This window comes from Luminiphilus sp. nBUS_07 (assembly GCF_051201685.1).
Taxonomy (GTDB): domain Bacteria; phylum Pseudomonadota; class Gammaproteobacteria; order Pseudomonadales; family Halieaceae; genus Luminiphilus.
Map to the genome: position 1 here is coordinate 624,723 of NZ_CP179213.1, position 23,541 is coordinate 648,263.

Annotated in this window: 30 protein-coding genes; 29 read left to right on the top strand and 1 reads right to left on the bottom strand. The window is 54.1% G+C overall.

Going from position 1 to position 23,541, the window contains the following annotated elements; genetic code table 11:
- The first annotated feature begins 35 nt into the window (after positions 1–35).
- From fusA to ACMAZB_RS02810, 3 genes are all read left to right on the top strand, one after another.
- Positions 36–2,144 carry an elongation factor G gene (gene fusA, locus ACMAZB_RS02800; RefSeq protein WP_435219330.1) on the top strand — a complete coding sequence of 703 codons (2,109 nt, stop codon included), beginning with the start codon at positions 36–38 and terminating at the stop codon, positions 2,142–2,144.
- A 33-nt stretch (positions 2,145–2,177) separates the two neighbouring features.
- Complete coding sequence (gene tuf, locus ACMAZB_RS02805) at positions 2,178–3,401, top strand: elongation factor Tu (RefSeq protein WP_435214265.1); 1,224 nt, start codon at positions 2,178–2,180, stop codon at positions 3,399–3,401.
- 165 nt (positions 3,402–3,566) lie between these two features.
- Positions 3,567–10,202, top strand: a complete 6,636-nt coding sequence (locus ACMAZB_RS02810) for a DUF7507 domain-containing protein (protein WP_435219331.1) — start codon at positions 3,567–3,569, stop codon at positions 10,200–10,202.
- A 244-nt stretch (positions 10,203–10,446) separates the two neighbouring features.
- Here ACMAZB_RS02810 and ACMAZB_RS02815 read toward each other — a convergent pair whose 3' ends face one another.
- Complete coding sequence (locus tag ACMAZB_RS02815; protein WP_435219332.1) at positions 10,447–10,854, bottom strand: NINE protein; 408 nt, start codon at positions 10,852–10,854, stop codon at positions 10,447–10,449.
- A gap of 445 nt (positions 10,855–11,299) precedes the next feature.
- Here ACMAZB_RS02815 and rpsJ point away from each other — a divergent pair, with 445 nt between their 5' ends.
- The 26 genes from rpsJ to rpsD all read left to right on the top strand — a co-directional run bounded on the left by rpsJ (position 11,300) and on the right by rpsD (position 23,535).
- The gene (rpsJ, locus tag ACMAZB_RS02820; RefSeq protein WP_007233533.1) at positions 11,300–11,611 is read left to right on the top strand and encodes a 30S ribosomal protein S10; all 312 of its coding nucleotides are present in this window, start codon (positions 11,300–11,302) and stop codon (positions 11,609–11,611) included.
- A gap of 107 nt (positions 11,612–11,718) precedes the next feature.
- The gene (rplC, locus tag ACMAZB_RS02825; RefSeq protein WP_435214282.1) at positions 11,719–12,354 is read left to right on the top strand and encodes a 50S ribosomal protein L3; all 636 of its coding nucleotides are present in this window, start codon (positions 11,719–11,721) and stop codon (positions 12,352–12,354) included.
- 11 nt (positions 12,355–12,365) lie between these two features.
- Positions 12,366–12,983 carry a 50S ribosomal protein L4 gene (gene rplD / locus ACMAZB_RS02830; RefSeq protein WP_435219333.1) on the top strand — a complete coding sequence of 206 codons (618 nt, stop codon included), beginning with the start codon at positions 12,366–12,368 and terminating at the stop codon, positions 12,981–12,983.
- Positions 12,980–13,276, top strand: a complete 297-nt coding sequence (gene rplW / locus ACMAZB_RS02835) for a 50S ribosomal protein L23 (RefSeq protein ID WP_435219334.1) — start codon at positions 12,980–12,982, stop codon at positions 13,274–13,276. The genes rplD and rplW overlap by 4 nt, the downstream gene beginning before the upstream one ends.
- A gap of 15 nt (positions 13,277–13,291) precedes the next feature.
- Positions 13,292–14,119, top strand: a complete 828-nt coding sequence (gene rplB / locus ACMAZB_RS02840; RefSeq protein WP_435214287.1) for a 50S ribosomal protein L2 — start codon at positions 13,292–13,294, stop codon at positions 14,117–14,119.
- Between the two features lie 25 nt (positions 14,120–14,144).
- A complete protein-coding gene (gene rpsS, locus ACMAZB_RS02845; protein ID WP_007233538.1) occupies positions 14,145–14,420 on the top strand; it encodes a 30S ribosomal protein S19 in 276 nt (91 codons plus the stop codon).
- Between the two features lie 20 nt (positions 14,421–14,440).
- Entirely contained in the window at positions 14,441–14,779 is a 339-nt protein-coding gene (gene rplV, locus ACMAZB_RS02850) for a 50S ribosomal protein L22 (protein ID WP_007233539.1), read from the top strand.
- Positions 14,780–14,791: 12 nt separating this feature from the next.
- Positions 14,792–15,463, top strand: coding sequence for a 30S ribosomal protein S3 (rpsC, locus tag ACMAZB_RS02855; RefSeq protein ID WP_007233540.1), 672 nt, complete (start codon positions 14,792–14,794; stop codon positions 15,461–15,463).
- 20 nt (positions 15,464–15,483) lie between these two features.
- Positions 15,484–15,897 carry a 50S ribosomal protein L16 gene (gene rplP / locus ACMAZB_RS02860; protein ID WP_007233541.1) on the top strand — a complete coding sequence of 138 codons (414 nt, stop codon included), beginning with the start codon at positions 15,484–15,486 and terminating at the stop codon, positions 15,895–15,897.
- Positions 15,897–16,088, top strand: coding sequence for a 50S ribosomal protein L29 (rpmC, locus tag ACMAZB_RS02865; protein ID WP_435214289.1), 192 nt, complete (start codon positions 15,897–15,899; stop codon positions 16,086–16,088). The genes rplP and rpmC overlap by 1 nt, the downstream gene beginning before the upstream one ends.
- Positions 16,088–16,354 carry a 30S ribosomal protein S17 gene (gene rpsQ, locus ACMAZB_RS02870; RefSeq protein WP_435214291.1) on the top strand — a complete coding sequence of 89 codons (267 nt, stop codon included), beginning with the start codon at positions 16,088–16,090 and terminating at the stop codon, positions 16,352–16,354. Before rpmC ends, rpsQ begins: the two co-directional genes overlap by 1 nt.
- Before the next feature lie 31 nt (positions 16,355–16,385).
- On the top strand, positions 16,386–16,754 hold the full coding sequence (gene rplN, locus ACMAZB_RS02875; RefSeq protein ID WP_007233544.1) for a 50S ribosomal protein L14: 369 nt from the start codon (positions 16,386–16,388) through the stop codon (positions 16,752–16,754).
- Between the two features lie 25 nt (positions 16,755–16,779).
- Complete coding sequence (rplX, locus tag ACMAZB_RS02880) at positions 16,780–17,097, top strand: 50S ribosomal protein L24 (RefSeq protein WP_435214294.1); 318 nt, start codon at positions 16,780–16,782, stop codon at positions 17,095–17,097.
- A 31-nt stretch (positions 17,098–17,128) separates the two neighbouring features.
- Positions 17,129–17,668 carry a 50S ribosomal protein L5 gene (gene rplE / locus ACMAZB_RS02885; RefSeq protein WP_435214296.1) on the top strand — a complete coding sequence of 180 codons (540 nt, stop codon included), beginning with the start codon at positions 17,129–17,131 and terminating at the stop codon, positions 17,666–17,668.
- 11 nt (positions 17,669–17,679) lie between these two features.
- Positions 17,680–17,985, top strand: coding sequence for a 30S ribosomal protein S14 (gene rpsN / locus ACMAZB_RS02890; RefSeq protein WP_435214297.1), 306 nt, complete (start codon positions 17,680–17,682; stop codon positions 17,983–17,985).
- A gap of 15 nt (positions 17,986–18,000) precedes the next feature.
- Positions 18,001–18,396 (top strand): 30S ribosomal protein S8, encoded by a 396-nt coding sequence (gene rpsH / locus ACMAZB_RS02895; RefSeq protein WP_435214299.1) that lies wholly within the window; start codon positions 18,001–18,003, stop codon positions 18,394–18,396.
- Between the two features lie 29 nt (positions 18,397–18,425).
- Positions 18,426–18,953: a 50S ribosomal protein L6 gene (rplF, locus tag ACMAZB_RS02900; protein WP_435219335.1), complete on the top strand. Its 528-nt coding sequence runs from the start codon at positions 18,426–18,428 to the stop codon at positions 18,951–18,953.
- Positions 18,954–18,965: 12 nt separating this feature from the next.
- The gene (gene rplR, locus ACMAZB_RS02905) at positions 18,966–19,316 is read left to right on the top strand and encodes a 50S ribosomal protein L18 (protein ID WP_435214303.1); all 351 of its coding nucleotides are present in this window, start codon (positions 18,966–18,968) and stop codon (positions 19,314–19,316) included.
- Between the two features lie 2 nt (positions 19,317–19,318).
- Positions 19,319–19,843, top strand: coding sequence for a 30S ribosomal protein S5 (gene rpsE, locus ACMAZB_RS02910; RefSeq protein WP_435214304.1), 525 nt, complete (start codon positions 19,319–19,321; stop codon positions 19,841–19,843).
- Between the two features lie 17 nt (positions 19,844–19,860).
- A complete protein-coding gene (rpmD, locus tag ACMAZB_RS02915; protein ID WP_435214306.1) occupies positions 19,861–20,058 on the top strand; it encodes a 50S ribosomal protein L30 in 198 nt (65 codons plus the stop codon).
- A 1-nt stretch (position 20,059) separates the two neighbouring features.
- Positions 20,060–20,494, top strand: a complete 435-nt coding sequence (gene rplO, locus ACMAZB_RS02920) for a 50S ribosomal protein L15 (RefSeq protein ID WP_435214307.1) — start codon at positions 20,060–20,062, stop codon at positions 20,492–20,494.
- Between the two features lie 2 nt (positions 20,495–20,496).
- On the top strand, positions 20,497–21,822 hold the full coding sequence (gene secY / locus ACMAZB_RS02925; protein WP_435214309.1) for a preprotein translocase subunit SecY: 1,326 nt from the start codon (positions 20,497–20,499) through the stop codon (positions 21,820–21,822).
- A gap of 16 nt (positions 21,823–21,838) precedes the next feature.
- Complete coding sequence (gene rpmJ / locus ACMAZB_RS02930) at positions 21,839–21,955, top strand: 50S ribosomal protein L36 (protein ID WP_081443920.1); 117 nt, start codon at positions 21,839–21,841, stop codon at positions 21,953–21,955.
- Positions 21,956–22,073: 118 nt separating this feature from the next.
- Entirely contained in the window at positions 22,074–22,430 is a 357-nt protein-coding gene (gene rpsM / locus ACMAZB_RS02935; protein WP_435214310.1) for a 30S ribosomal protein S13, read from the top strand.
- Positions 22,431–22,488: 58 nt separating this feature from the next.
- Complete coding sequence (gene rpsK / locus ACMAZB_RS02940; protein ID WP_435214311.1) at positions 22,489–22,887, top strand: 30S ribosomal protein S11; 399 nt, start codon at positions 22,489–22,491, stop codon at positions 22,885–22,887.
- Between the two features lie 27 nt (positions 22,888–22,914).
- Positions 22,915–23,535, top strand: coding sequence for a 30S ribosomal protein S4 (gene rpsD / locus ACMAZB_RS02945; protein ID WP_435214312.1), 621 nt, complete (start codon positions 22,915–22,917; stop codon positions 23,533–23,535).
- Positions 23,536–23,541 lie beyond the last annotated feature (6 nt).

Here is a 23,541-nt window from a genome sequence, read left to right on the forward strand (position 1 = left end):
CTTGCGTCAGTAATCCCGGCATCCAGGATATTCCCGTGGCACGCCAGACACCAATCCAGCGCTATCGCAACATTGGAATCTGTGCCCACGTGGATGCCGGTAAAACCACCACTACCGAACGCGTTCTGTTCTATACCGGCCTGTCCCACAAAATAGGCGAAGTCCACGATGGTGCTGCCACCATGGACTGGATGGAGCAGGAACAGGAGCGCGGCATTACGATTACCTCAGCCGCTACTACCTGCTTTTGGCAGGGCATGCAGCAGCAGTACGACCAACACCGCATCAATATTATCGATACCCCGGGACACGTTGACTTCACGATTGAAGTCGAGCGCTCTTTGCGGGTTTTAGACGGTGCTGTAGTCGTTCTCTGTGGGTCTTCCGGTGTTCAGCCTCAAACTGAAACCGTTTGGCGGCAGGCCAATAAGTACGAAGTGCCACGCATGGTCTTCATTAATAAAATGGATCGAGCCGGTGCAGACTATGGCAACGTCGTTGAGCAGTTGCGCGACCGTTTAAACTGCAACGCCGTGCCGATCCAAATGACGATTGGTTCTGAAGAGAATTTTGTCGGCGTTGTCGACTTGGTGAAAAACAAGTCAATCCTCTGGAATGAAGACGATATGGGGGCCACCTTTGAATACGGTGACGTCCCGGCTGACCTGGTTGATCAGGTCAGTGAAATGCGTGAATCCATGATGGAGGCGGCGGCAGAAGCGAATGACGAGCTCATGGAGGCCTACCTAGAGGACGGTGAGCTGTCCGAGGACGACATAAAGCGTGGTCTTCGTATTCGCACGTTAGCTAATGAGATCGTTCCCGTTTTGGGTGGGTCAGCGTTTAAGAACAAGGGCGTTCAGGCGGTGTTGGACGCCGTCATCGATTACCTCCCTTCGCCCACAGAAGTTAAAGCCATCGAGGGTACTCTCGAAGATGGGGAAACTCGAGTAGAGCGCCACTCTGATGACAACGAGCCTTTTGCGGCTCTAGCGTTCAAAATTGCCACTGACCCCTTTGTGGGGACGCTCACCTTCTTTCGCGTTTATTCCGGCAAGTTGACCAGCGGCACAGCGGTTTATAACTCGGTTAAGGGCAAGAAAGAGCGGGTGGGGCGCATGGTACAAATGCATGCGAACAGTCGTGAGGAAATTAAAGAAGTACTGGCGGGTGATATCGCTGCGGCGATTGGCCTCAAAGATGTGACCACTGGCGAAACGCTGTCTGATCCTGACAAGGCCGTGATTCTAGAACGCATGGAGTTCCCTGAGCCGGTTATCTCAGTCGCTGTAGAGCCCCGATCTCAAGCCGATCAGGAAAAAATGGGCGTGGCTCTGGGCAAGCTGGCTCAAGAAGACCCGTCGTTCCGAGTCAAGACAGACGAAGAAACCGGACAAACGATTATCTCGGGCATGGGTGAATTGCACCTCGATATTATTGTCGACCGTATGCGCCGGGAGTTTAGTGTTGAAGCGAATATTGGAAAGCCCCAGGTGGCCTACCGAGAGCGGATTAAAAATACCGTTGAAATTGAGGGCAAGTTTGTCCGGCAATCTGGAGGACGGGGTCAGTACGGCCACGTCTGGGTGAAGTTTGAACCCGCCGAGGACTTAGGTGCTGAAGGTCTCGAATTTGTGAACGAAGTTGTTGGTGGCGCGGTGCCCAAAGAATACATTCCCGCCGTTAACAAGGGTATCGAGGAGCAAATGCGTAACGGGGTGCTTGCGGGCTATCCCTTACTGGGCCTCAAAGCGACGCTGTACGACGGATCTTTCCATGACGTCGACTCCAATGAAATGGCGTTTAAAATCGCGGCGAGTCTCGCGACACGACAGCTCGCCGACGTAGGTGGTGCCGCGTTGTTGGAGCCAGTTATGAAAGTTGAGGTTGTTACCCCTGAAGACCATATGGGCGACGTCGTTGGCGATCTGAATCGCCGTCGGGGCATGATTTTGGGGATGGACGATAACGCCTCCGGAAAGGTTATTAACGCTGAAGTACCTTTAGCTGAGATGTTTGGGTATGCCACTGATTTGCGGTCGGCAACTCAAGGGCGTGCGACCTATACCATGGAGTTCGCCCAGTACGCAGAAGCGCCCAATGCGGTGGCGCAGGCATTTATTTCAAAAAACCACACGGGCTAACACAAGCGCCTGTAAAGACCAGAGGAAAGAGCAGTGGCGAAGGAAGCATTTGAGCGTTCGAAGCCCCACGTAAACGTGGGCACGATTGGACACGTAGACCACGGGAAAACGACGCTTACGGCGGCGCTGACACGTGTGTGTTCAGAAGTATTTGGTGGAGAGGCGGTAGCGTTTGACGGTATTGATAACGCCCCGGAAGAGCGCGAGCGTGGTATCACGATTGCGACGTCTCACGTGGAGTACGAGTCATTAGACCGACACTACGCCCACGTTGACTGTCCCGGACACGCGGATTATGTGAAGAACATGATCACGGGTGCGGCGCAGATGGACGGCGCGATTTTGGTATGTGGCGCGACCGACGGTCCTATGCCCCAAACGCGTGAGCACATCCTGCTGTCACGTCAGGTTGGCGTTCCGTACATTGTTGTTTTCCTGAACAAAGCCGATTTGCTGGCGGAAGACTGTGGTGGCGTTGACTCTGAAGAATTTGAAGAGATGAAAGAGCTGGTAGAGATGGAGCTGCGTGAGCTGCTCGATACCTACGAGTTCCCGGGTGACGATACACCGATCATTTGTGGTTCAGCGCTGATGGCGTTGAACGGTGACGATGCGAACGGTTTGGGTACGACAGCGGTCAAGACCTTGGTTGAGACGTTGGATGCGTACATTCCTGAGCCTGAGCGTGCGATTGACCAGCCTTTCTTGATGCCGGTTGAGGACGTGTTCTCAATTTCAGGTCGTGGCACGGTTGTAACAGGTCGTGTTGAGCGCGGCATTGTTAAGGTCGGAGACGAGATCGAGATTATCGGTATTAAAGATACTCAGAAGTCGACGTGTACCGGTGTTGAGATGTTCCGCAAGCTGCTTGACGAAGGCCGTGCAGGCGAGAACGTTGGTGTTTTGTTGCGTGGTACTAAGCGTGATGACGTTGAGCGTGGTCAGGTACTGGCGATTCCAGGATCAGTAAAGCCCCACACCAAGTTTGAGGCAGAGGTTTATGTTTTGGGCAAGGATGAAGGCGGGCGTCACACGCCATTCTTCAAGGGCTACCGTCCGCAGTTTTACTTCCGTACGACGGATGTAACGGGTGCGTGTGAGTTGCCTGAGGGTATTGAGATGGTGATGCCAGGTGACAACATCCAGATGGTTGTGACATTGATTGCACCGATTGCGATGGAAGATGGCCTGCGTTTTGCGATCCGCGAGGGTGGCCGAACGGTTGGCGCTGGCGTCGTCGCTAAAATCATCGAGTAAGCAAAAGCTCCGTAGCCATAAAAGCCCGCCTAATGGCGGGCTTTTTCGTGAGTGGGTAGGAAAATCAGGGCTAAATTGTCGTCATTTCACAACTTTTTTGCCCACAGTTTTGGAGTTCTATGAGACCCTAGACCGTGAGTCCCGTCACATTTTATCGGAGCAAGCATGCGTCTCGACGGTTTTAGATACAGTGTTTTTGCGCTTCTTTATTTGTTTGTCGTTGTACTGTTTGGAACTGCGTCTGCCGACGTAGTAGCAAGTAGCACCAAGGTCGGGACTATCGAGCCGAGTATTTTTCCCTCGGAACCACCGCCTGCCAATACGCGGTTCACACTATCGGCGAAGTTTATTTCGGCTAGTGGTTCAGGTGGTCAGCCTTGCGATATAAGTGGTGTGACGGCAACGATTAACAACGTCACGCGTTCAAGTAGTCCGGCCAAGGGAACCCTGCACACGGGAAATGGTAAAAACAGCGGCACTGACTCTACCCGTTTTAACTTTGACTTTAGTGGATTTCCTGAAAATACAGTCCTCACGCCTACGTTTAACTATACTGCGCGCAGCCGTAATGGTTCAGACTGTGGCTGCAGCCCAAAAAGTTGTCTGGTCGACCCAACGCCTTTTCCTCCTGTTCCGCCATCACCCAAACCCAATCTGATCATAGAGAAAACCCTGAGTTCCTCAGCGCAGGTTGTTCCGGGTGATGATGTTGTCTATGTCATAAAAATCACTAATAAAGGTAACGGAAACGCCAGCAATATATCCGTAGAAGACACTTTAAATACGAATCTTCTTTACCGTGGCTCTACCCGCCAACCGGTCTCAGCACCACCTGCGGGAACCTCCGGGACGGTTAGATGGTCGATTCCTTCTCTAGCGGCCAATGGCGGTTCAGTTGACTTTCAGCTTACAGCTGAGGTGGAAGCGGCTGCGCCCGCTGGAACTATCGGCAATACAACGAGCGCAACGGTCGATAGCGTACTCACGAATAGCAATACGGTTACGGTTAACGTTAACAAGACACCGAACCTGTTTCTGCGCAAAACCATTAATGGTGACAGCAGCCAGCGGGAGACTCTGCCGGCGGGCAGTACGCTGACTTACTTCTTTACCTATCAAAATCTAGGGTCAGGTGATGCCACTGATGTTGTGGTCACCGACGTATTGGATTTGCAGCTTACAGGCACCCCAACTTTGACCCCCCCAGGAAGCTGGAATGCCAGCACCCGCGCTATCAGCTGGGACGTTGGAACGGTGGCGGTAAATTCGGCACCACAAACTCTTACGGTCAGTATGCAGATCGACCCCACGGCATCGACGTTGTTTAACAACATTGCCACCGTAAATTGGAATGGCGGTACAAAAGACAGCAACATTGCCACGGTAGACCTAATTGCCGAGCCTTTCTTTGAGTTGACCAAGGCGGTCGACAAGGCCAACGCAGGTCCGGGTGATGAGCTGACCTACACGATCAACTACGAGAACTCGGGCAGCGCAGCGGGCGTTAATACGGTGGTGAAGGACACGATCCCGGCGGGTTTGACCCCGGTGGTGGGCACGTATCCGGGCGCGACCTATGTGCCGGGTGCAACGGCTTTTGATCCCGATACCCTGACCTGGTCGCTGGGCACTGTGCCGGCGTCGGCGACGGGATCGCTGACCTACAAGGTGACTGTTGATGCGGGCACACCGGCAGGCAGTCTGGTGAACCTGGCGGCGATGACCGCGGACAATGTGTTTGGTTCAGTGGTGGCGACGGCAAACACGGCGATCAACATTGCGGGAGTCATTGATCTTGTGGTGTCCAAGACGCTGCAGTCGGGCACAGCTCAGTATGTGGGCGACGGCGACTCGATTGCCTACGACCTGAGTATCACCAACAACGGCAATGCGGTGGCATCGAACGTACTGTTGGTGGACCCCCTGCCCAAGGGCACGGCACTGGATACGGCCCGCTCGCCGGGCTGGAGTGTGGTGGGTAATAACCTGGAGCTTTCGTTACCGGATATTGCGGGGCAATCAAGCTCGGCGACGTATCCTTTGGTGCTGACGGTTGACGGCTCTCAGCTGACCGACGGTGATTTGATCTCCAACCAAGCGACGGGTTCGGGTACCGATCCGGGTGGTCAGATAGACAGTGCGGTGAGCAGTTTGGTGTCGGTGACCTACAACGCCCCGGCGACGGTAAGCTTGGAGAAGCGGGCGATCCCGTTGGAGAGCGTGCCGCAGTTCCCGGGCGACGAGATCAACTACACGATTGAGGCGACCCTGGAGACGGCCACGGGCGTGAGTGACCTGTCGTTTAAGGATGTTTTACCGTCTGACCTTGAGTACATCAGTGCGTTTCCCCCGCCCGACAAGGTGACGCCTCTGGCGGACGGGAGGACCACGGTGGAATGGCCGGTTGAGGCGCTTACGTCGGGCAGCAAGCAGGTCTCGATCAAGGCCAAGGTGCGCTCGACCGCAGCGCTCGGTCAGCAACTCATCAATATTGCCGGTATCACCTACGGTGTGGCGGGTGGAAGCAAAATCGACGTAACCCGCCATGTGGTCTCAGAAGCGGCGGTCCTGATCACGAAGGGGGTATCTTCGGGACAGCAGCAGATTGTGCCGGGAGAGGAGCTGGACTACACGATCACGTACAGCAACACGGGACAGGTAACGCTGACCGGCGTGACGGTGACGGATGCGCTGCCGGCTAACACGACGGTGAAGACGAGCAGTCCGGTGGCGAGCAGCCCGTCTGCGGGCGTGTTGTCGTGGTCCCTAGGTGACTTAGCACCGGGGCAGTCACAGACCCTGTTGGTTAAGCTGGATACCTCAGGTGTCTCGGTGGGCGATAACCTGAAGAACTCGGTGACGATCCAGACCAATGAGGCGCAACCCCAGAGTGCCTCGGTTGAGACCTTGGTGCGTAACACCCCATCGCTGTCGCTGGACAAGGTGGTCGACAAGTCGACGACGCACCCCGGCGAGACGGTCACGTTCACGCTGAGTTATGAGAATGCCGGCGCGGGTACGGCCCTGAATGCGGTACTGACCGATACGTTGCCGGCTGAGCTTGAGTTTGTCAGTGCCTCGGATGGCCAGGTGCCGGATCCGGTGACGGGAGTTATTAGCTGGAACCTAGGTGATATTGCCGGAGGTTCTGCTTCGGCTAAGAAGACGGTGACGGCGAAGGTGGCTGCGGGCAGTTATGTGCCGTCGGTCAAGGTGGTTAACAGTGCAGCCCTGACCTCTGATACAGACTTTGATGGTGCGACGGCCGAGGTGGTGATCACCGAGCAGCCGGCGTTCACGATCACCAAGGCTGTTGCGGGTGGTTCGACGCCAACGCTGAACCATGCGGCTCCCGGGGATACGGTGCATTACACCCTAGAGATCAGCAAGACTGGTGGTGCGGCAACGGATGTTCTGATTGCCGATATCGTACCGGGTCAGGTGAGTTACGAGGACGGTAGTGCGACGTTCCCGATTGACAATACGCTCAGTGATTTGAGTAGTGGTTTGCTGGTTTGGAACGTGGGTTCTGTGGCTGAGGGTAACCAGACGCTGTCGTTGGCCTTTAACGCGGTACTGGATCCGGTCATCGCAAACGGCACGACCCTTGAGAACGCATCCGGTGTGGAGTCACTGGAACAAAGTCTGGTCATCAGTAATCAGGTCACGACGATTGTCGACAGCAAGCCGGTATTGGTGGTGACCAAGCAGTCGAGTGATGCTTATATCTTCTCGCCCCCGACGGGCTCGGGGGAAGTGCCGGGTACGGTGACTTTTAGCATTGATGTTGAGAACTTAGGGGACTCGATTGCTGAGGGCGTTGTGGTTGGCGATACCCTACCGGCGGGTCTGGTGATTGATCCGGCTAGCACCTCGGGAGTGGTGACGGGCAATACGGTTGAGTGGTCGGTGGGTGATCTGGAGCCGGGTCGCGTGGTGACCTTGCAGGTATCCGCAGAGGCGGCGGAAGGACTGGCGGGTAATACGACGTTGGTCAATAAGGCGTTGGCGAGTACGACGACAGCGGGCGTGGGTGGTGTGCCGTCCAATGAGGTCACGGTCACGGTCGTGGGTGAAGCGGTGTTTACCCTCACGAAGACCGCTTCAGCTGTGGCGGTTAAGCCGGGTGAGTCGTTTACCTATACCCTGGAATACAAGAATGTGGGTACGGATGACAGTGGTCTGATCACCCTTGAAGATACGCTGCCTCCGGATGTGACCTTTATCAGTGCGACAGACGGTGGTGCAACGACAGCACCGTCGTCACCCTTGGCGTCACCGGGCGTGGTGAGGTGGGTTGATCTGCCGGCGCTGTCTCCCGGCCAGGTTGCGACGTTGCAGATTGCGGTTGAGGTTGGTGCGGTGGTAGCCAACGGCACTTCGCTGCCCAACACGGCGACGCTGTACGAGACGGCGACGCCGGCGAAGTCGGTGCAGGCGCAGTTTGTGGGTCAGGTGCCTACGGTATCCAGTGCGCCGTTGCTGACGATCAGCAAGACTGTCGACAGCGGTCCTACGGTACCGGCGGGTGAGCTGGTCACCTTTAATATTAATTACCAGAATGTGGGCAGCGATGCGGCAACGAACCCGAAGCTACGGGACGTTTTACCGGCGGGTCTGACCCTTGAGTCGGCGACGGGTAATCCGACTATCTCGGGTAATGTGATTACCTGGCAGACGACGTCGCTGCCCGCGAAGCAATCGGGCGATCTCAAGGTGGTTGCCCGAGCAGGTAGCGGCATTACGGACGGCACGCCCCTGACCAACAGTGCCAGCATGACGTCGGTAGAGACGCCTAATCCGGTGAGCAGTTCGGCGACGGTAAAGGTACTGAACGCTTCGCTGGGAATAACAAAGTCCGTAGATAAGGCGACGGCGAACTCGGGTGTATCGGCGACGTCGACATTGGGTGACGTGCTGACCTACACGATTGGCTTTGAGAACACGGGGTCGATAGATGCGACGGGTGTGACGGTTGTGGACACGTTGCCACAGAACGTGACGCTGGTGGGTGCTACGCCTGCGGCGACGACCGACACGGGGGGGCAGCTGACTTGGTCGATTGGTGATTTACAGGCCAATGATAGCGGCTCGATCAGTTTGCAGTTGCGCGTGGGTGATGATCTACGTGATGGCACTCAGCTGGTGAATGCGGCGGGTCTGACGTCGACCAACGCGGGCTCGGCATCGGCACCTCCGGTGGTTACCACGGTGGTGAGTAGTGCGGTGTTAAGCATTGAGAAGACCAGTGCGGTGAGCCAGGTCAATCCCGGTCAGGAGTTCTCCTACGAGATAGCGGTCTCCAATACGGGTTCTGATGTGGCGGAGGGCGTTGTGATTACTGACGTGTTGCCTGCGGAGGTCAGTGTTGTTGATGTGACCGCCAATGGTGTGGTCAGTGGAGACACGGTGACGTGGGCGATTGGTGCGATGGCCCCGAATACGACGACCAGCGTTCAGGTAAAAGTGGTGGTTGCTGATGTCGTCAATGAGGGCACGGTGTTGTTGAACACGACCTCGGCGACGGGTACTCAGCCCGGTGGTGCGCCGTTGCCTACGGTGGGTGATGCGTTGCAGACCCCGGTGTCGAGTGCGCCTGATCTGGTATTGCAGTACACGGTTGATAAGGCGATTGCGAGTCCGGGTGAGCGGCTGACTTACAACTTGCGGGTGCGCAATGCCGGTAATGCCAATGCAACTGATGCGGTGATTGCTGCGACGTTACCCCCTAATACAACCTCGAGAACGATAAGTGGATCAGGCCAGTTTGAGCCTAATAAGGCCGTTTGGACGGCACCCTCACTAGCACCGGGCGGGTTCATTGACCTGCAGTTTACGGCGGACCTGAGTCCCACCGTTGCGAACGGCACCAAGGAGCCCTCTATTAGTGCTTTAGCCGCTTCCAACGCGGCGCCTCGGGTTGCCACTGTGGTAACGCAGGTAGTTGCACAGCCATTGCTGAGCGTGGCGAAGTCTGGCCCGAATAGTGTTGAAGCGGGTACGACGATTGATTACCAGCTGAGTTACGGCAACGGTGGTAACGCGGCAGCGGCAGATATGGTGATAGAGGATACGTTACCGCCGGGTACGACCTTTGTGTCGGCGAGTGATGGTGGTGCGGAGACGGCACCGGGCTCGGGCATAGTGCGCTGGAGCCTGGGCACGTTGGCGGTTGGTGCGTCGGGCACGGTAGACCTCCGCGTGCAGGCGACGGAGTTGCCGGACAATACGCAGCTGGTCAATCAAACGTCTTTGACGAGTACCACGGTGCGAGGGGCGGTCACGGACACGGCCACAACGGTGGTACGCAGCCATACCGAGCTGGATGTCACGATTGTGGCGGCCACTGATCCGATCAAGGTGGGTGAGCGTCAGGTGCTGACGGTGACCTGGGCCAACAACGGCAATCAGGATACGACCAATGTGGTGGTGCAGGCGACAGTGCCGGCGGATACGACCTTCGATGTGGCCGGGTCTGGGGGTGCGTTCGCGGGTAATGAAGTGACTTGGACTTTGGGCAATCTGGCGGCAGGTGCACAGGGTCAGGCGACCTTCGAGGTGGTGGTTGCTGCTACCGCTCAGGATGGTGAGCAGCTCAAGAGTGTGGCTGACATCACAGCGACGGACGGTTTACCTGATACCGATGAGACGGTTTTCATAGTTGATGACGACTCGAGTTGGCCATCACTCCCTGTGATAGTGCCTGTGCCGGTGGCACCCGATAAGCTCTGGTTGGCACTGGCATCGCTAATGTTTTTACTAGGGTTGTACCGACTGCACGGAGGGTTGCGTCGGACTTAAGGCTCATCCTGATTCAGGGCATGTCCTCTTTGGTGCCGAGACGAGAGCTCTGTTGGGCGGGTGAAGGTCTGGAATCTAAAAAAAGGGCCTTGAGGGCCCGTTGGGCCACACCTGCGCATCAGCGCAACCCGTGATCTAGATGCAAAGCGGTTTTTCAGTGTTTGTTCCGGTTGTGGGCGAAGTTTAGTCTGCTTTGGTCAGCAAGCAGGTTGGGGCCAGCTTGTCCTAAGGGGCGTTATCTCTACTACTCAGGCGTGTTGTTGGCCTGTGCGATCTGCTCATTGAGCGTAAAGAGGTCGTAAATTATTCCCAGCCCAAACACACCCACCGTGAATAAGTATAAAAAGCCGCTGAGTATTTTCCCTTGGTAAAAACGGTGGGCTCCGAAAATACCCAAAAGCACTAGCAGGACCCAGGCTAAGTTGTAGTCTGTGGTTTTGGCGGGATACCGTTCGGAGGCATCCTCGACCATTGCAGGAATGAGAAAGAGGTCTACTAGCCAGCCCACCAGCAATAGGCCCATTGTTAGGGCCCAAATGGCGCCACTGATGGGCCGTCCGAGATAAAATCGATGCAAGCCAATAAAGCCAAAAATCCAGAAGAGGTAGGCTAATAACGTACTGCGGTCACCGAGGGCGGGTTGGCGCTGCATGACGGTCAGGCTCCTTAGTGTTGATGTGGCCCTTAGCTTTGCGGGCGGGTTCAGTGTGGCTGAAAGCAGAATTGGGGTCTCGTTTAGGCCCATTAGGCGGTAATGTACTCCAATCCCGAACAAAGTGCCTTGCGCCCTGTCAGCGGTGAGTCGACTATTTTAACGATATAGGATCCTCTGCTAACGCTTTTGGGTTGCCGTTTTGGGTTCTCATGCTGCTTAGGCACGAGCTGCTAGTGATACCGGTACCAAAAGCGGTGACTTGGGGAGTTAATTTCGGATCAGCGATACCGTATTGATCCGCGTTTTGTGACTTAATGCCCATCTGGGTGTTCCTTCCCTCCGAAGGCAACATCGGAGTTGACAGCTGCCTATCCCAGCCCTATAGTTCGCCCTCTTTTTTTCGGCACCTCCATGCGAGGTGGCGGCTTTTTGGAGTTGTATTGTGCAGAACCAACGTATACGTATCCGCCTCAAGGCATTCGATCACAAGCTGATTGACACCTCGACTCAGGAAATCGTTGAGACCGCCCGTCGCACGGGTGCTCAGGTCCGAGGTCCTATTCCTTTACCGACAAAGAAAGAGAAGTTCACTATTTTGACTTCTCCTCACGTCAACAAGGACGCCAGAGACCAATACGAAATTCGTACACATAAGCGACTCCTTGACATCGTCGAGCCTACAGAGAAGACCGTAGACGCGTTGATGAAGCTTGACCTTGCGGCTGGTGTAGAAGTTCAGATCAGCCTAGGTTAAGTACAATTTAGCAAGACCTGCTCGGCTTGACCGGGCGTGTAACGTCTAGCGGAATGATCTGTTAGGCGGCCATAGAGGGTATAGCCCCGTACACTGTGAGGTTTAACATGACTATTGGCATAGTCGGCCGTAAGTCGGGAATGACGCGAGTCTTCACCGATGAGGGCGTATCAGTACCAGTGACCGTAGTGGAAGTGCTTCCAAACCGCGTTACTCAGATCAAAGAGCTCGAAACCGACGGTTATCGAGCAATTCAGGTAACAACGGGCGACCGCAAAGCCTCGAAAGTAAGCAAGCCAGCCGCTGGGCATTACGCCAAAGCCGGTACTGCTGCTGGAGACGGTCTTTGGGAATTCCGACTTGAAGGTTCAGAAGAGGCTTTCGAGGTTGGATCGGAGTTAACCGTTGAGCGATTTGAGCAAGGTCAGATAGTTGACGTGGCAGGCCGTTCTAAAGGCAAGGGCTTCCAGGGTGCGGTTAAGCGCTGGAACTTTAGCATGCAGGACGCGACTCACGGCAACTCGCTGTCGCACAGAGCACCGGGTTCTATCGGTCAGTGTCAAACGCCAGGTCGTGTCTTCAAAGGCAAGAAAATGGCAGGGCACATGGGCGCAGAGCGTGTGACTACGCAGGGTCTAGAGGTTGTTCGGGTTGATTCCGAGCGTAACCTGTTGCTCATCAAGGGTGCAGTACCGGGTGCGCCGGGCGGTCATGTGATCGTTCGTCCAACGGTTAAAGGATAAGGGGCAGCGCTATGGAGTTGAATATAGTCAAGCCTGGCAACGCTGAAGCCGGAAAAGTAGCTGTCTCCGAGGCAACGTTTGCTCGTGAGTACAACGAAGCGCTGGTGCATCAGGTTGTTACCGCCTATTTGGCAGGTGGTCGACAGGGTACAAGAGCGCAGAAGACGCGTTCAGAGGTCGCTGGTGGTGGTAAGAAGCCTTGGCGTCAGAAAGGTACGGGTCGTGCGCGAGCCGGTACAATCCGGTCTCCCATTTGGCGTTCCGGCGGCACGACGTTTGCAGCAAAGCCGCAGGATCATAGCCACAAGGTCAACAAAAAGATGTATCGCGCAGCAATGCGATCGATTCTCTCAGAGTTGGCTCGTACAGATAGGCTGGTGGTTGTCGAGTCCTTTGATATGGAGCAGCCCAAAACAAAGCTTCTTTTGGAGCAGCTCAAGGGCTTTGACCTAGAGAGCGTGCTGATCGTAGGCAATACGGTCGACCAGAATTTATATTTGGCGGCACGCAACCTTCATAAAGTCGAAGTGTGTGACGTCGACGCTGCTGACCCTGTCAGCCTTATCGCTTTCGATAAGGTCATGGTGACAGTAGATGCGGTCAAGAAGTTTGAGGAGGCCTTAGCATGAATCAAGAGCGCGTATTTCAGATTCTGATGGGCCCTCACATGTCTGAGAAGGCAGCGATGGCGGCGGAAAGTGGTAACCAGTACGTTTTTAAGGTTGCGCTGGACGCCACGAAGATTGAGATCAAGGCCTCAGTTGAGCAGTTGTTTAACGTGCGCGTTGACAACGTGACCACACTGCGGGTCAAGGGCAAGAGCAAGCGTAATCGGTTCGGCATTAGCACCAAGTCGACCTGGAAAAAAGCTTACGTTCGTCTGGAGCAAGGTCAGGAAATCGACCTCGCTTCAATTAGCTAAGGGAACGGATTCGTTATGCCAGTCGTAAAGAGTAAACCAACCTCAGCGGGCCGCCGCCACCAGGTAAAGGTGGTGAACAAGGAGCTTCATAAAGGAAGTCCTTACGCGCCTTTGCTAGAGAAGAAGTCTAAAACCGGCGGAAGAAACAACGCGGGTCGAATTACAACGCGCCATATCGGTGGTGGCCACAAGCACCATTATCGCGTCATAGACTTTAAGCGGACCAAGGATGGAATTCCTGCGAAAGTTGAGCGCCTTGAGTACGATCCGAATCGCACAGCACACATCGCGTTAGTGCTATATGCCGATGGTGAGCGACGTTACATATTGGCACCAAAGGGTGTGAGTGCTGGCGACGTTTTGTATTCTGGTTCCGCGGCCCCCATCAAGGCTGGCAATTGTTTGCCAGTGCGAAATATACCTGTGGGTGCAGTAATCCACGCGATAGAGCTGAAGCCCGGCAAGGGCGCACAGCTGGCTCGATCAGCTGGCGCTTCTGTGCAATTGGTTGCTCGAGAAGGTCAATACGCCACTATCCGCCTGCGTTCAGGCGAGATGCGCAAGGTGCCGGTCGATTGTCGGGCCACTCTGGGCGAGGTATCTAACTCAGAGCACAGCTTGCAGAAATTAGGTAAGGCAGGAGCTGCGCGTTGGCGCGGTGTTCGTCCTACCGTTCGCGGTGTTGCTATGAACCCAGTCGATCACCCCCACGGTGGTGGTGAAGGTAGAACGTCAGGCGGCCGTCATCCGGTATCGCCTTGGGGTATGCCGACTAAGGGATACAAGACCCGAAAGAACAAGCGTACTGATGGCTTCATTGTTCGCCGTCGGAACAAAAAGTAAGCGCTGAAGGAAAGAGGAAATATCTGTGCCACGTTCAGTTAAGAAAGGCCCGTTCATCGACCTGCACCTTCTCAAGAAGGTAGAGGCTGCTGTCGAGAGCAACGACCGTCGCCCGATCAAGACTTGGTCCCGACGCTCAATGGTATCCCCCGATATGGTAGGGCTCACCATTGCTGTACATAACGGCCGTCAACATGTCCCCGTCTCGGTGAATGAGGACATGGTAGGCCACAAACTTGGTGAGTTCGCTGTGACCCGCACGTTTAAAGGGCACATCGTCGACAAGAAAGCCAAGCGTTAAGAGTTGCTGGAGATTAAATGATGGAAGTTGCAGCAAAGCTCAAAGGAGCACGCATCTCAGCGCAGAAAGCGCGCCTCGTCGCAGATGAGGTTCGCGGTATGCCCGTTGGTGAAGCCCTGAATCTGCTGGAGTTTAGTAAAAAGAAAGCGGCCCATTTGGTACGCAAGCTGCTGAACTCGGCGATCGCCAATGCTGAGAACAATGAAGGCGCAGATGTTGATGAGCTGCGCGTAGCGACCATTTTTGTTGATGAAGGCCTGACCATGAAGCGCATGCGACCACGCGCCAAGGGTCGTGGCGACCGAATATTAAAGCGCACTTGCCATATTACGGTGAAAGTCGCGGACAACGAGAGCTAAGGGGACCGACGCATGGGTCAGAAAGTACATCCAACCGGTATACGCCTTGGCATTGTCAAGGATCACAACTCGGTTTGGTATGCAGATAGCAAGGCTTACGCCAAGAACTTGATCAGTGATCTTGAGGTCCGAGATTACGTGCTTAAGAAGCTTGACGCCGCCTCAGTCAGTCGCGTCGTTATCGAGCGGCCTGCGCAGACTGCTCGTTTGACAATCCACACAGCACGTCCTGGCATCGTGATCGGTAAGAAAGGCGAGGATGTAGAGAAGCTGCGTCGGGATCTTAGCGCGAAGATGGGTGTGCCAGTGCACATCAATATTGAAGAAATTCGCAAGCCTGACTTAGACGCTCGCTTAGTTGCACAAAACGTGGCCCAGCAGTTAGAGCGACGTGTCATGTTTCGCCGTGCTATGAAGCGCGTCGTGCAAAATGCCATGCGCCAGGGTGCGCAAGGTATCAAGGTTCAAGTCGGTGGCCGTCTCGGTGGTGCAGAAATTGCGCGTTCCGAATGGTACCGCGAAGGTCGGGTACCGCTGCACACATTGCGCGCCGACATTGATTACGCAACCTATGAAGCTCACACCACTTACGGCGTTATTGGCGTCAAGGTGTGGATCTTCAAGGGTGAAGTTATTGGTAGTGAAGACGAGGGCCAAGAGCCTCGTCGCTCATCGGCAAGTTGAGGCCGTAAGGGATCTGAATCATGCTTCAACCTAAACGAACAAAGTTCAGGAAAATGCACAAAGGCCGAAACCGTGGTCTCGCAGAACGCGGGAGCAAGGTGAGTTTCGGTGAGTACGCATTGAAAGCCACGGGTCGTGGTCGTATCACTGCTCGCCAGATTGAAGCGGCGCGTCGTGCTATGACAAGGCACATTAAGCGTGGCGGAAAAATTTGGATTCGCGTTTTTCCCGATAAGCCAATTACCGGTAAGCCTCTCGAGGTTCGACAGGGTAAAGGTAAGGGTAACGTAGAGTATTGGGTAGCTCAGATCCAGCCGGGCCGCGTTCTCTATGAAGTAGAGGGTGTATCCGAAGAGTTGGCAAGGGAAGCGTTTCAATTGGCTGCGGCCAAACTTCCCATTCAAACCACATTCGTAAAACGGTCGGTGATGTGATGAAGGCGAGCGAACTGCGTGAGAAGTCAAGCGACGAGCTGGGTGCTGAATTGCTCAAGCTGCGTGAAGAGCAATTTAAGTTGCGTATGGCAATGAGCACTGGCCAGCTGGGTCAGTCCCATTTGCTGAAGCAAACCAAGAAAGATATTGCACGGGTGAAAACTGTGCTGAACCAGAAGGTGGAAGGCTAATGGAATCCACGGAGAAAAGAACACGCGTACTTCAGGGTCGTGTTGTTAGTGACAAGATGAACAAAACCATCACGGTTTTGGTAGAGCGACGTGTAAAGCACCCTGTTGTTGGGAAGTTTATTACGCGTTCGTCCAAGGTTCATGCGCACGATGAAGATAATACTGCGGGCATGGGCGATCTCGTCACAGTTGCCGAGTCGCGTCCACTGTCCAAGACAAAGACTTGGACGTTGGTAGAGGTTGTGGAGGCAGCTACTCAAATCTGAGGATTTGGGGGGCGCCATTGGGAGTTAAGAGATGATTCAGACCCAGTCGTATTTGGAAGTTGCAGATAACAGTGGCGCTAGGCGCGTTATGTGCATCAAAGTTTTGGGCGGCTCCAAGCGTCGTTATGCTCGCGTGGGCGATTTGATCAAAGTCACTGTGAAGGAAGCAATTCCGCGCGGCAAGGTAAAGAAGGGTCAGGTCATGACTGCTGTCGTCGTGAGAACCCGTAAGGGCGTGCGCCGTCCAGACGGTTCCCTGATTAAGTTTGACGAAAATGCCGCGGTGATTCTGAACGCTCAGAATGCACCTATCGGTACACGCATTTTCGGCCCGGTTACGCGTGAGCTCCGTGGCGAGAAGTTCATGAAAATTATATCCCTTGCGCCCGAAGTGATTTGAGCAGAAGGCAGGGAGGAGCAGAGTAATGGCAAAGATTAAGCGAGACGACGAAGTGATCGTTTTGGCCGGCAAGGACAAAGGTAAGCGCGGAACAGTTCGCACTATCATTGATGACAAGCGAGTGTTGGTTGCTGGCGTCAACATGATTAAGAAGCACATGAAGCCAAACCCTCAAGCGGGCGTGGCAGGCGGTATTGTCGAGAAAGAGGCGCCCATCCAGGTGTCCAACATCGCGATATTTAATCCGACCACAAGCAAAGGTGACCGAGTGGGTTATCAGACGCTTGAGGACGGTAAGAAAGTACGAGTTTTTAAGTCAAATGGCGAACAGATTGACGCCTGATATTGGTCAGGTTCGATTGAGGTAGCAGAGAATGGCAAGCCTGAAGCAAAAGTTTCGTAGCGAGTTAGTGCCGCAGCTGAAAGAAGAGTTGGGTCTGACTAATACGATGGAAGTACCTCGGATTACCAAGATCACCTTGAATATGGGTGTGGGGGAAGCCGTTGGAGACAAAAAAGTACTGGAAAACGCAGTTGCTGACATGCAAAAGATTGCAGGGCAGAAGCCAGTCGTCACCAAGTCTCGGAAGTCTATTGCGGGGTTCAAAATTCGCGACGGATGGCCGATTGGGTGCAAGGTCACCCTACGTGACGAGCGTATGTATGAGTTCCTGGAGCGTCTTATCAGTATTGCTATTCCTCGAATCCGCGACTTTCGCGGCGTTAGCGGTAAGCAGTTTGATGGTCGAGGTAATTTTGCGATGGGCATTACCGAGCAAATTATCTTCCCAGAAATTAATTATGACCAAATTGACACGCTGCGCGGCATGGATATCACCATTGCAACTACAGCGTCCAATGACGATCAGGGCCGCGCACTATTGCGGGCTTTTAACTTCCCGTTTAAGAGCTGAGGGATAATCACATGGCTAAGAAGTCAATGATTGCACGCGAAGAGAAGCGAGCCCGAACAGTCGCTAAGTTTGCGGCGAAGCGAGCCCAACTGAAAGAGACCATCACCAATGTTGATGCCTCAGACGAAGAGCGTTGGGACGCACAGATTCAGCTACAGAAGCTGCCTCGCAATGCTAGCCCAGTGCGCCAGCGACGACGCTGCCAGATTACTGGCCGGCCCCATGGCGTGTACCGAAAATTTGGTTTGTGCCGAAACAAGCTTCGCGAAGCGGCCATGCGCGGCGATGTGCCGGGCTTGGTTAAGTCGAGCTGGTGAGGGAGTAAATATCTTATGAGCATGCAAGATCCAATCAGCGACATGTTAACCCGCGTGCGCAATGCGCAAATGGCAGGTAAGAAAAGCGTAGAAATGCCCGGTTCTAAGGTCAAAGCCGCTTTGGCTAAGGTTTTAGAAGAGGAAGGCTACATTGGCCCCTTCGAGCTGGACTCCAGCAGTGGCAAGCCTCGTCTTTCAATTGAGCTGCGTTATTTTGATGGCAAGCCGGTGATCGCTGAGATTCAACGTGTCAGCCGTCCATCACTGCGCCGTTATATGGGTAAGGACGATTTAAAGCCCGTTCGCGGTGGTCTTGGTGTTGCCATCATTTCTACGTCACGTGGCGTCATGACCGATCGAGCGGCACGTGCCGCTGGTGTCGGTGGTGAAGTCCTTTGCACCGTATTCTGATTCGAGCGATCGAGGGAGCAGACTGAATTATGTCACGAGTCGCTAATAACCCGGTAAGTCTACCAAAGGGCGTCGAAGTTAAAGTTGGCGCAGGTAAGATTGCCGTCAAGGGAGGCAAGGGTGCCCTTGAAATGAATTTGGCTGATGGCCTGGACGTGGAAGTTACTGATGGTGAGGCCAAAGTCATTTTTGATTTTGACACCAACAGGACCATGGCAGGAACCACCAGGGCCTTGTTGAACAATTTAGTGGTAGGTGTCACCGAAGGTTGGGAGAAGAAGCTGGTTCTCAACGGCGTTGGTTATCGTGCTAAAGCATCCGGTAAGTCAGTGAATCTCACTATAGGGCTATCACACCCAGTGGATTATCAGCTTCCTGAGGGTATCTCAGCGGAGACGCCAACGCAGACTGAAATCGTGATTCGAGGCATGGATAAGCAGGCCGTGGGTCAAGCAGCCGCGGAAATCCGAAGCTTCCGGCCACCGGAACCTTACAAGGGCAAAGGCATTCGTTATGCGGACGAGCACGTCCGACGTAAAGAAGCCAAAAAGAAATAAGTAGGTAGGGCAATGAATCAGAAAAATGAATCACGTCTGCGGCGCGCTCGTCGGTCTCGTACCCGGATGCGAACAGCTGGAGCTATTAGGCTATCAGTACATCGCACACCTCGGCACATTTACGCTCAGGTGATTGGGGCTGAGGGAAATACGGTACTCGCAAGTGCCTCCACCCTTGATAAAGACCTGCGCAGCGGCGCCACGGGCAACGTGGATGCGGCAACGAAGGTCGGCGCACTGATTGCAGAGAGAGCGAAGGCTGCTGGTGTAACCGCAGTTTCTTTTGATCGTGGCGGATTCAAGTACCACGGACGGGTCAAAGCGTTGGCTGATGCTGCGCGCGAAGGCGGATTGGAGTTTTAAGCATGGCGTACAACGATCAGAAGGGGCGTGGCGGCGATCAGCGAACTGAGGGAGACCTTCAGGAGAAGCTGGTGCAGGTCAATCGAGTGGCAAAAACGGTAAAGGGCGGCCGCATCATGAGCTTTACCGCGCTGACTGTTGTTGGCGACGGCAAGGGCCGTGTTGGTTATGGACGAGGCAAGGCGCGTGAAGTGCCAGTTGCTATCCAGAAGGCTATGGAATCGGCACGCCGTAACATGGTTAAGGTCGAGCTCGTTGACGGTACGCTTCAGTACCCTGTCAAAGCTAACCATGGTGCCTCTAAAGTTTATATGCAGCCTGCTTCTGAAGGTACCGGTGTCATTGCAGGTGGTGCTATGCGTGCAGTGCTCGAATTGGCAGGTGTACACAACGTGTTGGCGAAGTGCTACGGGTCTACCAACCCAGTAAACGTGGTTCGAGCAACTTATAAAGGCTTGCGCGATATGCAGTCACCCGATGCGGTGGCGGCGAGGCGTGGCAAGTCTGTTGAAGAAATTCTGAGCTGAGGCTAGGGATACCCATCATGAGCAAGCAAATGATTAAGGTCACCCAAGTGAAAAGTATTCACGGGCGCCTAAAGAAGCATAAGGCCTGTGTTGCAGGTTTGGGCCTTCGACGCATCGGTCACACCGTTGAGGTTGAAGACACGCCTTCGGTACGTGGAATGATTAACAAGGTGCACTACCTTGTGCGGGTTGAGGGTGAAAACCATGGCGGATGAAATGCGACTAAATTCTCTTAGCCCTGCTGAAGGGTCTAAACGTGCGGCGAAGCGCGTCGGTCGTGGCATAGGCTCGGGCACTGGTAAGACAGCCGGTCGGGGACACAAGGGTCTTAAGTCTCGCTCCGGCGGTTCTGTGAAGCCCGGCTTCGAAGGGGGCCAGATGCCCTTACAGAAGCGCTTGCCCAAGTACGGCTTCACCTCAAGGATTGGTCGCACAACGGCGCAGGTCCGATTGCACGAACTGAACCTGGTCGAAGGTGACGTCGTTGATCTCGCTGCACTGAAGAAGGCTGATTTGGTTAAAGAAGACGTTTTACGAGCCCGAGTGTTCCTTTCCGGAACCCTTGAGAAGGCCGTCAAAGTGCAGGGCCTAAAGGTAACTAAGGGCGCTTTGGAAGCGATTGAAGCTGCCGGCGGGAGCGTTGAGGCCTAATCATGGCTAACGGGATGCCATCAATGAATAACTCAGGCATGGGCGAACTCTTCGCTCGCCTGCGTTTTGTGTTGGTTGCGCTTATCATTTATCGCATCGGAACACACATTCCGGTCCCAGGCATCGATCCCGAGCAGTTGGCTGCGTTGTTTGACCAGAATCAGGGCACAATCCTGGGTCTTGCCAACGTGTTTTCTGGTGGCGCGCTCGAGCGCATGAGTATTCTCGCTTTGGGGATTCTGCCCTACATATCAGCCTCGATTATTATGAACTTGATGAGTGCGGTTTCGCCTCAGCTTGAGCAAATTAAGAAAGAGGGTGAAGCAGGTCGCCGAAAAATATCTCAGTACACGCGATACCTGACGGTGGCACTAGCCTTAGTGCAGGCAACGGGTATGACGGTTGGTTTGGCGAATCAGGGCTTGGCTTTTGATACCTCTGTCAGCTTTTACGTTATCGCCATCACGTCTTTGGTAACGGGCGCAGTCTTTATGATGTGGCTGGGTGAGCAAATTACCGAGAGGGGTATTGGCAACGGTATCTCTCTCCTTATTTTCGCAGGCATCGCCGCTGGGTTGCCCTCAGCTGTAGGGCAGTCTCTTGAGCAAGCCAGGCAGGGCGAGCTCAATATTTTGGTGCTTTTAGCAATCGTAGCCCTCGCGGTAATTGTTATTTATTTGGTGGTCTTCATAGAGCGTGGACAGCGACGAGTTACCGTAAATTACGCGAAGCGTCAGCAAGGTCGTCAGTCCTTTCAGGCTCAGGCCTCACACTTGCCGCTTAAGGTCAACATGTCGGGTGTGATCCCAGCGATCTTTGCCAGCTCAATTCTGCTGTTTCCTGCCTCAGTGGCGCAGTGGTTTGGCAGTGGTGACAGTGCTGATTGGCTGCAGGACTTGGCAGTAGCGATAGGCCCCGGGCAGCCGCTGAATATCATGTTGTTCACAGGGTTCATTATTTTCTTTTGTTTCTTTTACACAGCACTCATGTTCAATCCAGTTGAAGTTGCTGACAACTTAAAGCGGTCAGGTGCTTTTGTACCGGGTATTCGTCCCGGACAGCAAACCGCTAATTACATTGATGGTGTATTGACACGTCTCACGGTTTTCGGATCGGCCTATATCGCCTTAGTGTGTCTGCTACCTCAGTTTTTGGTCGTCATGTTTAATGTGCCTTTCTATTTGGGCGGGACATCCATGCTGATCGTTGTGGTCGTGGTGATGGACTTCATGGCCCAAATACAAAGTCATTTGATGTCACACCAGTATGAAGGTGTGATGAAAAAAGCGAATCTGTCTAACACCAGCCCTGCGGGCCGGTTGCGCTAGGTTTTAGGAGCAAGTCATGAAGGTAAGAGCTTCTGTCAAGAAGGTATGTCGTAACTGCAAGATAGTGCGACGTAACGGTGTGGTTCGAGTGATTTGCTCGAGCGATCCACGTCACAAGCAGCGACAGGGCTGAACCCCTTTGTTGTTTGAGTTAACAGTCAATAATCAGCAGTGCCCGAACCGACGGGCCTGCTACTGTACGTGCGTAGGCCTTTTGCCTCAGTCACGTCGTAACGTTTGGAGATAAATCGATGGCGCGACTCGCCGGTGTCAACATCCCCGACAATAAGCATGCATTGGTGTCACTGACCTACATCTACGGTGTAGGGCGTACTCAGGCAAAACGCTTATTAGATGCTACGGGCATCAATTACCAGACTAAGGTCGGTGAACTGAGTGAAGGCGAGCTAGATCAGCTTAGAGGCCTGCTCAGCGAGCTGACTGTTGAAGGCGATTTGCGCCGTGAAGTCTCAATGAACATTAAGCGCCTGATGGATTTGGGGTGTAACCGTGGTCTGCGTCATCGAAAAGGATTGCCGTTACGGGGTCAGCGAACGAAGACCAACGCTAGAACACGCAAGGGCCCACGAAAGCCCATTCGCAAGTAATTTAAATCCAATGTAGCTACATCCCAATTTGTAGCGTTGATATTGAAGTAGGGAAATTATGGCCAAGAACGCCAAGAACAGTAAGACAACCAAGCGGAAGATCACCAAACAAGTGGTCGACGGCGTCGCCCACGTGCATGCGTCTTTCAACAACACGATCGTGACTATTACCGACCGTCAGGGCAATACACTCAGCTGGGCAACAGCGGGTGGCTCCGGTTTTCGTGGTTCTAGAAAATCGACGCCATTTGCCGCTCAGGTAGCAGCAGAACGTGCGGGAGAGTCCGCCAAAGAGTATGGATTGAAAAACCTTGATGTGCAGGTGAAAGGTCCTGGCCCCGGCCGTGAATCAGCGGTTAGAGCGTTAAATAGCTGTGGCTACAAGATTACTAACATTACCGATGTGACGCCCATTCCTCATAATGGTTGTCGCCCCCCAAAGAAGCGCCGCGTCTAAGACAGCGCGCACCGAGGATCTTTCAGAATGGCTCGATATATTGGACCCAAGTGCAAGCTCTCCCGTCGTGAGGGCACTGACTTACAACTCAAAAGTGGCGTTCGGTCGCTCGATAGCAAGTGCAAGGCAGAAACAGCGCCTGGTCAGCACGGTGCTAGGCGTGGTCGTCTCTCTGACTACGGTGTTCAGCTTCGTGAGAAGCAGAAGGTACGCCGCATTTACGGTGTGCTGGAGAAGCAGTTCCGTAATTACTACAAAGAGGCTGCAAGGCTCAAAGGCGCAACAGGCGAGAATCTGCTGCAGCTGCTTGAAAGCCGGCTTGACAACGTTGTTTACCGAATGGGCTTTGGATCGACACGCGCAGAATCAAGGCAGTTGGTCTCCCACAAGGGTATTTTGGTCAATGGAACTGTTGTGAACATTCCTTCGTACCAAGTACGTCCAGGTGACGTGGTGTCAGTACGCGAGAAAGCAAAGAAGCAGCTTCGTATTCAAGCCGCTATGTCGATCGCTGAACAGCGCGGCGAGCAGGTATGGATTGAAGTTAATTCAGAAAAACTCGAAGGGACCTTTAAGTCTAAGCCCGAGCGTCAGGATCTCCCGAGCGAGATAAACGAAAACCTGATCGTGGAGCTGTATTCGAAGTAACCCTGT

What these genes read in the sequence shown, in the direction of transcription:
- rplB (WP_435214287.1), top strand. Translation starts at nt 13,292, where the DNA reads ATGCCAGTCGTAAAGAGTAAACCAACCTCAGCGGGCCGCCGCCACCAG.
- rpsQ (WP_435214291.1), top strand. Translation starts at nt 16,088, where the DNA reads ATGGAATCCACGGAGAAAAGAACACGCGTACTTCAGGGTCGTGTTGTT.
- rplO (WP_435214307.1), top strand. Translation starts at nt 20,060, where the DNA reads ATGCGACTAAATTCTCTTAGCCCTGCTGAAGGGTCTAAACGTGCGGCG.
- rpmC (WP_435214289.1), top strand. Translation starts at nt 15,897, where the DNA reads ATGAAGGCGAGCGAACTGCGTGAGAAGTCAAGCGACGAGCTGGGTGCT.
- rpsN (WP_435214297.1), top strand. Translation starts at nt 17,680, where the DNA reads ATGGCTAAGAAGTCAATGATTGCACGCGAAGAGAAGCGAGCCCGAACA.
- rplE (WP_435214296.1), top strand. Translation starts at nt 17,129, where the DNA reads ATGGCAAGCCTGAAGCAAAAGTTTCGTAGCGAGTTAGTGCCGCAGCTG.
- rpmJ (WP_081443920.1), top strand. Translation starts at nt 21,839, where the DNA reads ATGAAGGTAAGAGCTTCTGTCAAGAAGGTATGTCGTAACTGCAAGATA.
- rplW (WP_435219334.1), top strand. Translation starts at nt 12,980, where the DNA reads ATGAATCAAGAGCGCGTATTTCAGATTCTGATGGGCCCTCACATGTCT.
- rplD (WP_435219333.1), top strand. Translation starts at nt 12,366, where the DNA reads ATGGAGTTGAATATAGTCAAGCCTGGCAACGCTGAAGCCGGAAAAGTA.
- rpsD (WP_435214312.1), top strand. Translation starts at nt 22,915, where the DNA reads ATGGCTCGATATATTGGACCCAAGTGCAAGCTCTCCCGTCGTGAGGGC.
- rpsK (WP_435214311.1), top strand. Translation starts at nt 22,489, where the DNA reads ATGGCCAAGAACGCCAAGAACAGTAAGACAACCAAGCGGAAGATCACC.
- rpsM (WP_435214310.1), top strand. Translation starts at nt 22,074, where the DNA reads ATGGCGCGACTCGCCGGTGTCAACATCCCCGACAATAAGCATGCATTG.
- ACMAZB_RS02810 (WP_435219331.1), top strand. Translation starts at nt 3,567, where the DNA reads ATGCGTCTCGACGGTTTTAGATACAGTGTTTTTGCGCTTCTTTATTTG.
- rpsC (WP_007233540.1), top strand. Translation starts at nt 14,792, where the DNA reads ATGGGTCAGAAAGTACATCCAACCGGTATACGCCTTGGCATTGTCAAG.
- rpmD (WP_435214306.1), top strand. Translation starts at nt 19,861, where the DNA reads ATGAGCAAGCAAATGATTAAGGTCACCCAAGTGAAAAGTATTCACGGG.
- rplV (WP_007233539.1), top strand. Translation starts at nt 14,441, where the DNA reads ATGGAAGTTGCAGCAAAGCTCAAAGGAGCACGCATCTCAGCGCAGAAA.
- rplP (WP_007233541.1), top strand. Translation starts at nt 15,484, where the DNA reads ATGCTTCAACCTAAACGAACAAAGTTCAGGAAAATGCACAAAGGCCGA.
- rpsH (WP_435214299.1), top strand. Translation starts at nt 18,001, where the DNA reads ATGAGCATGCAAGATCCAATCAGCGACATGTTAACCCGCGTGCGCAAT.
- secY (WP_435214309.1), top strand. Translation starts at nt 20,497, where the DNA reads ATGGCTAACGGGATGCCATCAATGAATAACTCAGGCATGGGCGAACTC.
- rplR (WP_435214303.1), top strand. Translation starts at nt 18,966, where the DNA reads ATGAATCAGAAAAATGAATCACGTCTGCGGCGCGCTCGTCGGTCTCGT.
- rplC (WP_435214282.1), top strand. Translation starts at nt 11,719, where the DNA reads ATGACTATTGGCATAGTCGGCCGTAAGTCGGGAATGACGCGAGTCTTC.
- rplN (WP_007233544.1), top strand. Translation starts at nt 16,386, where the DNA reads ATGATTCAGACCCAGTCGTATTTGGAAGTTGCAGATAACAGTGGCGCT.
- rplF (WP_435219335.1), top strand. Translation starts at nt 18,426, where the DNA reads ATGTCACGAGTCGCTAATAACCCGGTAAGTCTACCAAAGGGCGTCGAA.
- rplX (WP_435214294.1), top strand. Translation starts at nt 16,780, where the DNA reads ATGGCAAAGATTAAGCGAGACGACGAAGTGATCGTTTTGGCCGGCAAG.
- rpsE (WP_435214304.1), top strand. Translation starts at nt 19,319, where the DNA reads ATGGCGTACAACGATCAGAAGGGGCGTGGCGGCGATCAGCGAACTGAG.
- ACMAZB_RS02815 (WP_435219332.1), bottom strand. Translation starts at nt 10,854, where the DNA reads ATGCAGCGCCAACCCGCCCTCGGTGACCGCAGTACGTTATTAGCCTAC.